Below are 8971 nucleotides of genomic sequence, written 5' to 3'. Positions count from 1 at the left end.
CGGACGCCGGCCCTCAGCCCGGTCCAAACCCGCTCGCACGGGCCAGCATCCGAAACCCTTCACAGGAGCAGACCTTCCGACACTGCCAGGAAGCAGACGTTGGATGCGTGCTCCTAGGATCGGTTCCGATAACCTCTCGCCAGAGCGGGCTACTTCCGTGGATGTTGATCTGCATCACAAGGCCTGCGCGTCGTCCGGTCGCACCCGCGGGCCTTGTGATGACGCGGCCTCAGAAGCTCGCCTTCATGCCGATCCCGATCTCACGCGGAGGCGCCATCGAGCTGACGATTCCGCCCGCAGTGCGATCGTCGAGTTTCCAGGTCGGCTTGCGGGCATCGAAGATGTTGTTGGCGTAAGTGAAGAACTCCAACTTGTCCGTCGGCTTGTAGGTCAGCCGCGCATTGGCGACCGTGTAGGCCCCGATCCGATAAGCGGGGATGTTTTCATCGGTCGAATAGTAGCTGTCCGTGTGGCGAAGGTCGGCAGCCAGCTTGATCTGCGAGGTGATGTCCCAGTCGACGCCGACGCTGAACATGTAGCCGGGCGCGCGGCCGAACTCCTTGCCCTCAAGGACAGCGCCGTTGTTCGGGAAGCGATTGATCTCGGTATGGAGCAGGCCGAGGCTGCCCTTCAGGCGGAGATTGTCGAGCACGCGGTAGTCCGCGCTGAATTCGGCGCCATAGCTTTCGGCCTTGTCGGCATTCACCACGACGGCGCCATAGAGCACGCCGTTGAGATAGTCCGGCAAAAGGCGCTGGGAGTCCTTGAAGTCGTTGTAGAACAGGTTTCCGGAGAGGTTCAGGCGGCCATCAAGCAGAGCGGCCCGGCCAAAGAGCTCATAGTTCCAGACGGTTTCTTCCTTGAACTCGAAGAAGCGCGACTGAGCGAAGCTCAGGCCAACGCCGCCCGGATTATAGCCCTTGCTGACCAGCGCTCCGACCGTGACATCCGGTGTGAGAGCATAGGCGATCGATACGCGCGGCAGCAGCGCCTCAAACGTCTTGTCGTAGGCCAGGGCAGAGCGCGAATAGGTGGTCGTACCGCTGCGATCGACCTGATCGTTCTGGTAGCGAAGCCCGCCGGTTAGCGTCCAGCGATCGGTCAGACGATAGCGTAGCTCGGAATAAATCCCGAGACTGTTCTTTGTGTCGTCGAAGTCCGACGTGCCCCGCACGTAAAGGACCTCGCTGGATTTTGTGTGCTTGTAGAATGCGCCCACGACGCCGCTGAAGGTCGAGCTTTCGTCGCCAAAGGTCAGGCGGGTCTCGTTCGAGGCGTTCCACTGATCGATATAGGCTCCGCCATTGGAGCGCGGCGTGATGACACGACGAACGGACAGATCCGAGAACTGGCTCTGGTTGAACAGCTTGATCCCGTTGCCGAAGTCATAGGACACGTCGCCGATGGCCGTGTTGGTCACCTGCTTGTAGCTCGGCATAGAGAGCGTCGTGCTGTCGAGGCGCGAATAGGGGAACGACGCGGCCTCGGAGGTCGGGCGGTTGGTGTCCGTGCGCACAAGCGTCAGCTTGGCCTTGAGCCCCGGCAGCTCGCGCGGCTCCCAGAGCAGCTTGAAGCGGAGATCGAGCGACTTGAAATTCTGGTCGCTGTCGCCCTTGGCGAAGCTCGGATTGATATAGTCGATAAAGGTGTCGCGGCGTCGGAACAGCCGCGCTGGTGCTGCTGCTCGCAGCCCGGGGCGATGGCCAGGGCGGCTATCGTCTGATCCTAGTCGGCATTGGTGTTGGGGCGGTGCTCTCCGGGCTCAACACCGTACTTCTTGCGATGGGCGATCTTGATCGCGCCGCCGCCGCACAGATCTGGCTTGCAGGGTCGCTGAACGCGCGGGGCTGGTCGCATGTATGGCCCGCGGCGATCGGCCTGGCCGCGATCCTGCCTGTGGCGCTGCATCACGCGCGACGTCTTGCTCTGCTGGAGATGGGCGACGAGATGGCGAGCCAACTGGGCGTGCCGCCAGCGCGAACGCGGACGATCATGGTTTTGACCGCCGTGGCCCTCACAGCTATCGCAACGGCAGCAGCAGGCCCGATCGCCTTCGTCGCGCTTGCCGGGCCGCAACTCGCCCGGCGATTGACGGCGTCTGCCGATGCTCCCCTAATCTCGGGCGCCTTGGCGGGAGCTGCGCTTCTGGTGGGCGCCGACCTGGCCAGCCAGCGTGTTGCCTTCGCTATCAATCTCCCGATCGGCCTGGCGACCGGGCTCCTCGGCGGAGGCTATCTGCTATGGCTGGTCCGGCAAGGCTCGCGTTCTTGAAGAACCAAGCTTCCGCACGGTGGTAGGCGCAGTCGCCGCTTGGCACAGAGGCCCGAGAGCGGCCTCATAGAACCGATCGGAGTTCGCGCCGACTTTTGCGCAATCCGTGGACCTCCGGATCGCCGGAATCCGTAGGGCATTCGTCAGTCCGGCAGCTTCAAAATGCGCGACGCGACCCTCTCTGACAGTGCGGCCTCGTGCGTCACCATGAGCAGCCCCAGTCCACGCTCGCGGACTGCCTCGACCAGGATCTTGAACACCTCCTGCTGACTGACCGGATCCAGCCGCGAGGTGGCTTCGTCGGCGAAAAGAAAGACCGGATCGAGCAGGAGTGTCCGCAGGATTGCGAAACGCTGCAGTTCGCCGCCGGACACCTCGCTCGGGCGACGGTCGAGGAGCTCTTGCCCCAGGCCGAAGCGCTGCATGCTGGCATGGGCCTGTGCCCACGCAAGGCCGTGCAGCTTCAGCAGGTCGCCGAGGCTTTGCCGCAGCGTCTGATGTGGCGCGAAGGCGGCCGGCGGGTCCTGATAGAGCTTCTGGAAGCGTGTCGGCGCGATGCCTGTTGTGCGGTGAACCTCGCCCCGATCGGCCTTGACCAGACCGAGGAGAATATTGCCGATCGTCGTCTTGCCGCAGCCGCTGGGGCCGACGATCGCGACGATCTCGCCGCGCCCGACCGCAATATCGAAACCGTCGAACAGCGTCTTCCCGCCGAAGCGTTTCGACAGCCCGGTCGCGGTGACGATCGGGCCGCCGGCCGGCGGTACAGCGGGAATCGGCCAGCGCGCCGGGTTCGCCCCGATCAGGGCGCGGGCGTAGTCGTGCCGAGGATTCGCGAGGACCTCGGCAGCCGGACCAAACTCGACGAGGGCCCCATCGAGCATGACGCCGATCATGCCGCCGAGTGCGGCCGCGACGTCGATGTCATGCGTGATGGTCAGCAGCAGGCGGCCCTGATCGACCTCTTCGCGCAGCCTCTCGACCACGCCGTCGCGCAGCGCCGCGTCGAGGCCCTTTGTCGGCTCGTCGGCGATGAGGAGGGAGGCGCCGGCCGCATGCGTCACGGCGATCGCCGCGCGCTGGCACATGCCACCCGAAAGCTCGTGCGGATAGGCCTGCGTCCGGTCGCCAAGACCGACCTCGGTCAGGTCGTCACGCATGCTCTTGTTGGCTTCCGCCGATCCGAGGCCGTGCAAGTAACGATGGACCTCGCCGACCTGACCTTCGATTCGCATGGTCGGGTCGAGCGCGAGCCAGGGCTCCTGCGGCAGGATGGCGATCGTCCGACCCCAGCGCGCGCGCGTCTGCTCTGGCCTGCTGGCGAGAAGATCCGTGTCGTCCAGCTTGATGACGCCGCGCGCCGAAAGGCCGCTCGGCAGACTGCCCATGATGGCATGGGCCACGAGAGATTTCCCGGAGCCGCTGGCGCCGAGCAAGGTGACGGGCCGGCCCTGCGACAGCGTGAAAGCGACGTCGCGAACGATGGTCGTGTCGCCGGCGCGGATCTGTAGGCCGGAGACCGTCAGCGACTGGAAGCGTACCGGAGCGTTCATCGCAGATTGCTCCGCGTCGCGAGTTGGAGCCCGAGCACGAGCAGGAAGATGAGGATTCCGGGCATCAGCACATGCAGCGGCGCCTCGGCATAATAGGGCAGCAGCTCCACGATCATCGCGCCCAACTCCGGCGTCGGCGGGCGCAGGCCCACGCTGATCGCGCTGAGCGTCGAGATCGCGATGATCGCCGTCGACATAGCGAAGGCGGCGAGCGTGATCAGGATCGGCCGGATCTCGGGTAGGACCAGGCTGCGCAGGACGTAGCCGGTGCCGAAGCCGAGCAGCCGCGCCGCCTCGACATGCGGCTGCTTCAGCACGCCGGCAGCCGTGACGCGTGTCACGCGGTAGAACTCGATCCAGAGCGTAAGCGCGAGACCGAGATAGAGCGGCCCGAACGTGCCGGGCGCGAAGGCGAGCAGGATCAGCACCAGCAGCAGCCCCGGCAGCGCGAGCAGCACGGTCGAGACCAGTTCGAGGATCCGTTCGAGCCAGCCGCCGCTCCAGGCGGCGAGCAGCCCGAGCAGGATGCCGGGCACGGCCGCCGTCGCGACGGTGAGGAGCGCCATGCCGAAAGACAGGCGCGCGCCATGGCTGAGCCGGGCGAGCATGCTGCGACCGTAGTGATCCGCACCGAGCCAATAGTCGGCACCAGGCGACGCGAGACTTGCCGCGAAATCCTGATCATTGGGATCGACCGTGACCAGTAGCGGCCCCAGCAGCGCGAACAGCACGAGCAGGCCGAGAAGTCCGAGGCCCAGCGCACGGGCGGGTGTTAGCCATGCCCGCTTTGCGGTTGGGACAAGAGTGGCGTCGGCGATGCTCATGCGCGTTTCGGCCTGGGATCGAGCCAGTGGCAGGCGAGATCGACCGCCATGGCGATGATGGCGAAGAGCAGGCCCATGGCGAGCGCGGTGCCCTGCACCATCGGCACGTCGCGCGCGATCACGGCATGGACGAGGGCATGCCCGATGCCGGGGAAGCCGAACAGCGTCTCCACGACGACGACACCCTCGATCAGATAGATCGCCTGCAGGGCGAGATAGGAGACGACGGGAATGGCGGCGTTGCGCAGCACATGCCTGCGAACGACGACCGGCTCGGGCAGTCCCTTCAGCCGCGCGAAGGCGAAATAGGGCGTGCGCACCACGGCCGCGACGGCATCGCGCGCAACGCGGCTGGAGACGGCAGCCAGACCGAGCGCAAGCGTCAACGCCGGCAGCGCCATGTCGCGCCATGTGCCGTAGCCGGCCGGCGGGAACAGGCCGAGCAGCATGGCGAAGATCAAGATGAGGATCAGCCCGAGCACGAAGGGCGGCAGCGAGCGCAGGATGATCGCGCCACCCAACGAAGCGTTGTCGACCCAGCCACCGCGCTTCAACCCGGCGAGCACGCCGATCGGCGGCCCGAGCAGCAGCGACAGCACGAGCGCGGATCCGGAGAGCCAGAGCGTGGCGCCGAGCTGGATCCTGAGCTCCTTGGTGATCGGCAGGCCAGTGACGACGGAATGACCGAGGTCGAGCCGGACCAGTTGCGTCAGCGACGTCCCCAACTGGATAGCAAGCGGCTGGTCGAGCCCAAGCTCGCGGCGCACCTGCTCGGCGGCTTGCGTGATGTTGGCGTCCGGTCCGTAGCGGCCGGCGGCGATCCGCATCGCCGGGTCGCCCGGCAATGCGCGCACGAGGACAAAGCAGAGGATGCCGACGACAAGCACGACCAGCCCGGCCTGGAGCAGCCGGGCAAGAACGAGGCGCTTCATGCCTATTGAGCCCAGCGGATGGAGGCGAGGCCGTAGTTCACTTCAAGCGGGTCGATGCGCAGGCCGGTGACGCGCTTGTTGGCGACGACGGCGAGTTCCGACCAGGTCACCGGGATGCTCGGCAGCTCGCTCTGCAGGATCGCGATCGCGCGCTTCTGCATCGGTGCCCGCGCGGCGGGATCGCTGGTCTGCGCCATTGTCTCGACCAGAGCGGTGAGCTCGTCGCTCTTCCAGCCCGTCGCACCCCAGTCGCTGCCGCCTGCCTTGTAGTCGTCGCGCAGCGTGCCGATGGCGTCGGGCACGATCGAGTAGAGACGCGAGACCAGGCCCATTTCGAGGGTGCCATCGGTATGTCGCGCCGGAATCTCCGAGGCATTGCCGACCGAGACCTTGGCGTCGATGCCGACCTGCTTGAGCTGTGCCTGGATCGCGGTCGCGATCGGCGGCAGCTCCGGCCAGCTCGCATAGGTCAGGAGCGTGAAGGAGAACGGCTTGCCGTCCTTCTGCAGGATGCCGTCGGCGCCGGGTGTCCAACCAGCTTCGGCGAGCAGGGCCTTGGCGGCGTTGAGATCACGCTTCAGCGGCGGCAGTTCAGGATCGTTCCAGCCCGCCAGTGCCTTCGGGAAGAGCTGCGTCGCGGCAAGGTCGGCATTGCGCAGGATGACGCGCGTCGTGCCCTCGCGATCGAGCGCGGCGCTGATCGCGCGCCTGACCCTGACATCGCTAAACAGCGGCGAGGCGGCGTTGACCTTGAGCGAGCGCGTGCGCGGGATCGTGGCGATACGCACGTCTAGGTTCTGGTTGCGCTTGAGACGCTCCACCGACACCGGGAGCATCGAGAACACAAGATCGGCCTCGCCGCTCTCGGCCATCAAAGCGCGGGTCTCGCCCTGTCCGACCGCCTGATAGTCGACCTCGGCGATGCCGGGCTTCGCGCCGGTCCACTCTGAGGCGGCTTCCAGCTGCATGTTCAGCGGCGGCGTCAGGCTCTTCACGCGGTATGGTCCGGAGCCGACGATGCGCTCGACCTTGCCCGATGCGTCGATGGAGGACGGCGCGAGGATGATGGTCGTGAAGTTGACGAGATAGGCCGGCAGCGCGGCAAAGGGCTTCGACAGGCGGAGGACCACGTCCTGGCCGTCGGCCTCGACGGCTGCGACCGGGACCTGGCTGAAAACGCCGCTGCCGTCGTGGACCTTGCGCAAGATGTCGGCGGCGATCGAGGCGGTCACCGGGCTGCCGTCATGGAAGCGGGCGCCGTCGCGCAGCCGGAAGCGCCAGGTCAGCCCATCCTCGCTCGTCGACCAAGAGGTCGCGAGCCCGGCGATCAGCTTGCCCTCGGCATCGACCGAGACGAGCGTTTCTGCCACCTGCATGCGGCTGAAGACATATCCGGACTGCGCCGGGTCGATACCTGCGATCTCCCAGGGGCCGACGACCTTCAGAGGTTTGGCCGTGGCCATGCTTGTCATGGACAGCAGCACAGCGGCGATCGCAACCAGTTTCCTCGACATGGCACCACTCAATGAAATGTTATAGCGTTACGCGAGTAGCTGCGAGGCGAGCCCGATGCAAGATATAATCCGCGATGCAAGGACTCCCGCACCCTAAACCCACGCCTGTCTCGGCAGATCTTGCACTCGCGTGGCCTGCTGCCGGTTTCGTGGACACTCAGTAAGCTAGCCCGACCTTCTTTTCGAACTCGACCGGGCTGATGTAGCCGATGGTCGAGTGCCTGCGAACGGTTCGCGTGCGCACCCAAGCCTGGGCTCGGTAGCGGCAATCCGAACAATTTGAGTCAATCTCCGGACCCAAGATTCACACATTCACGGGAAGCTGCCTCGTCATCAGGAGAGGCGGTTCTCATGTTTCTGTCAGTGGTCGGGTTGTTTGCCTTCGCGGCTCTGGGCTACGCGCTTTTCACAGCCAGCGTTGCAGAGGAAGCCCCCGCATCGAAGCAACTCATCAGCTGATAGAGAGCAGGCTGGCCTCGCCGAAGCGCGGGACCGGTTTGGACGTGGGCTGAATCACCAGCGCAGGAAGCGCGGAAAGACCAGGGCGCCGAAAGCGGTGACCGTGGCAATCGCGAGCGTGTACCAGGTTGCCAGGAAGGGCGCGGCATCGTCGGGGCAGTGCAGCGCATAGGCGACCGTTGCCAGCCCCGCCGAGGCGAGGCCGGCGCAGGCGCCGGTCAAGGGGCCGTCGACCGCGGCTCCCCGGCGCGCGAGCAGCAACAGCACGATGAGCGGGCACAGTGCATAAAGCGGCACGGCGATGACGCAGGCTTGCCAGTAGCGGCCGAAGATCAGTGCGCTCCATTGCCCGGTAGGCGCCTGGATCAGCGCCAGTGCGGCCCAGCCCACGACGAGCACGAGCGGCACCAGCAGCCAGGGCAGGCGCCGGGCGGGTTTCCGGCCCGGCCTCAGACTGAGCTGAAACAGCGGCAGCGCGATGCCGGCGACACCGGCGCCGAGCAAGACCTTGGCGAGGACCGGCACCGTCAGCCAGGCATGGCCGAGATCCTGCCGGGGACCGAGCGTCAGCAGCACGAGCCCGGCCGTCGCCGCGAGTGCGCAGAGGGCGCAGAGCCATGTGACGCGGCGCAGCCGGCCAGTATCCACCGGCTGGTGGCTCGCGGTCATCAGGGAGATCAGGTCGTCGGTCTGCATCGGAAATCTTTGCTGGCCGTGTCTGAACGGGAATTCGCGGCGTGGCCGCGAAAGGTTACGGGTCAACTGAAGCGAGACGGGATCATGGTGGCCTTCCCGCGCGCCGGGAGAGGAATTTCGCCATGGCCTGAAGGCCGCGATGGATCGCGACCTTCGCGGCGGTCTCGGTCATGCCGGCATCGCTCGCGGCTTCCGCAATGCTGGCGCCCTGCAGCCTGACCCGGTCGATCAGCCCGCGCGTGCGCTCGGGCAGGCTCGCCATGGCCCGGTCGAGATCGAGCCGGGCCTCTGTCGCTGCCGCTACCGGAGGTTCCGCAAGCTCGAAAGCCTCGTCATCCAGCGGCAGGCCGCCGGCATGGCGCCCGGTGCGGCGTAGATGGTCGACCAGCTTGTAGCGTGCGATCGCATGGGCCCAGGCCGTGACCGGGCTTGCCGGGTCATAAGTGTGCCGGGAGAGATGCAGGGCGAGCAGCACCTCCTGCAGCACGTCCTCGGCCTCGCTCGGCTCGTGGCGCCCGGCGCGGGCCAGCATCTGCCGGAGATAGCCGCGCAGCCGTCCGCCGATTGCGTCGAGGAAGCGCCTGTAGGCCGCGGAATCGCCGTCGAGCGCGGCGAGGAAAGCGGGCCTGAGCTGTGTTTCGAGGTCTTCGAGCGACAAGGCCTGGGCGCATCCCGGATCGGTCTGGGTCGTCCTATCCCCTCGCATGACGGCTTTCGCCTCA

Annotated in this window: 7 protein-coding genes and 1 pseudogene; 1 reads left to right on the top strand and 7 read right to left on the bottom strand. The window is 66.3% G+C overall.

From position 1 onward, the window contains the following. Window positions 1–229: 229 nt before the first annotated feature. Entirely contained in the window at window positions 230–1516 is a 1287-nt protein-coding gene (locus NUV79_RS21080) for a TonB-dependent receptor (protein WP_257735031.1), read from the bottom strand. Between the two features lie 152 nt (window positions 1517–1668). On the opposite strand from NUV79_RS21080, the pseudogene NUV79_RS21075 reads away from it, so the two are divergent. Next, a pseudogene (locus NUV79_RS21075) lies at window positions 1669–2271 on the top strand (iron chelate uptake ABC transporter family permease subunit); the annotation flags it as partial. 143 nt (window positions 2272–2414) lie between these two features. On the opposite strand, the gene NUV79_RS21070 reads toward NUV79_RS21075, so the two are convergent. The 6 genes from NUV79_RS21070 to NUV79_RS21045 all read right to left on the bottom strand — a co-directional run bounded on the left by NUV79_RS21070 (window position 2415) and on the right by NUV79_RS21045 (window position 8907). Next, window positions 2415–3824 (bottom strand): ABC transporter ATP-binding protein, encoded by a 1410-nt coding sequence (locus NUV79_RS21070; protein WP_257735030.1) that lies wholly within the window; start codon window positions 3822–3824, stop codon window positions 2415–2417. Beyond that, window positions 3821–4648 carry an ABC transporter permease gene (locus tag NUV79_RS21065; protein WP_257735029.1) on the bottom strand — a complete coding sequence of 276 codons (828 nt, stop codon included), beginning with the start codon at window positions 4646–4648 and terminating at the stop codon, window positions 3821–3823. Before NUV79_RS21065 ends, NUV79_RS21070 begins: the two co-directional genes overlap by 4 nt. Further along, window positions 4645–5580 carry an ABC transporter permease gene (locus NUV79_RS21060; RefSeq protein WP_257735028.1) on the bottom strand — a complete coding sequence of 312 codons (936 nt, stop codon included), beginning with the start codon at window positions 5578–5580 and terminating at the stop codon, window positions 4645–4647. Before NUV79_RS21060 ends, NUV79_RS21065 begins: the two co-directional genes overlap by 4 nt. A gap of 2 nt (window positions 5581–5582) precedes the next feature. Then, window positions 5583–7094, bottom strand: a complete 1512-nt coding sequence (locus NUV79_RS21055; protein WP_257735027.1) for an ABC transporter substrate-binding protein — start codon at window positions 7092–7094, stop codon at window positions 5583–5585. Window positions 7095–7607: 513 nt separating this feature from the next. Beyond that, on the bottom strand, window positions 7608–8249 hold the full coding sequence (locus tag NUV79_RS21050; protein ID WP_257735026.1) for a DUF1109 domain-containing protein: 642 nt from the start codon (window positions 8247–8249) through the stop codon (window positions 7608–7610). An 82-nt stretch (window positions 8250–8331) separates the two neighbouring features. Next, window positions 8332–8907: a sigma-70 family RNA polymerase sigma factor gene (locus NUV79_RS21045; protein ID WP_257735025.1), complete on the bottom strand. Its 576-nt coding sequence runs from the start codon at window positions 8905–8907 to the stop codon at window positions 8332–8334. Window positions 8908–8971 lie beyond the last annotated feature (64 nt).

It is taken from the genome of Allobosea sp. 47.2.35, assembly GCF_024655635.1.
In the GTDB taxonomy this organism is placed as follows: Bacteria; Pseudomonadota; Alphaproteobacteria; order Rhizobiales; family Beijerinckiaceae; genus Allobosea.
Note: the sequence above shows the minus strand (reverse complement) of the source record. Positions and strands in the feature narration are given on the sequence as shown.

Excerpts from the sequence above, each read along its gene's own strand:
- NUV79_RS21070 (WP_257735030.1), bottom strand. The coding sequence starts at position 3,824 with ATGAACGCTCCGGTACGCTTCCAGTCGCTGACGGTCTCCGGCCTACAG.
- NUV79_RS21065 (WP_257735029.1), bottom strand. The coding sequence starts at position 4,648 with ATGAGCATCGCCGACGCCACTCTTGTCCCAACCGCAAAGCGGGCATGG.
- NUV79_RS21060 (WP_257735028.1), bottom strand. The coding sequence starts at position 5,580 with ATGAAGCGCCTCGTTCTTGCCCGGCTGCTCCAGGCCGGGCTGGTCGTG.
- NUV79_RS21055 (WP_257735027.1), bottom strand. The coding sequence starts at position 7,094 with ATGTCGAGGAAACTGGTTGCGATCGCCGCTGTGCTGCTGTCCATGACA.
- NUV79_RS21050 (WP_257735026.1), bottom strand. The coding sequence starts at position 8,249 with ATGCAGACCGACGACCTGATCTCCCTGATGACCGCGAGCCACCAGCCG.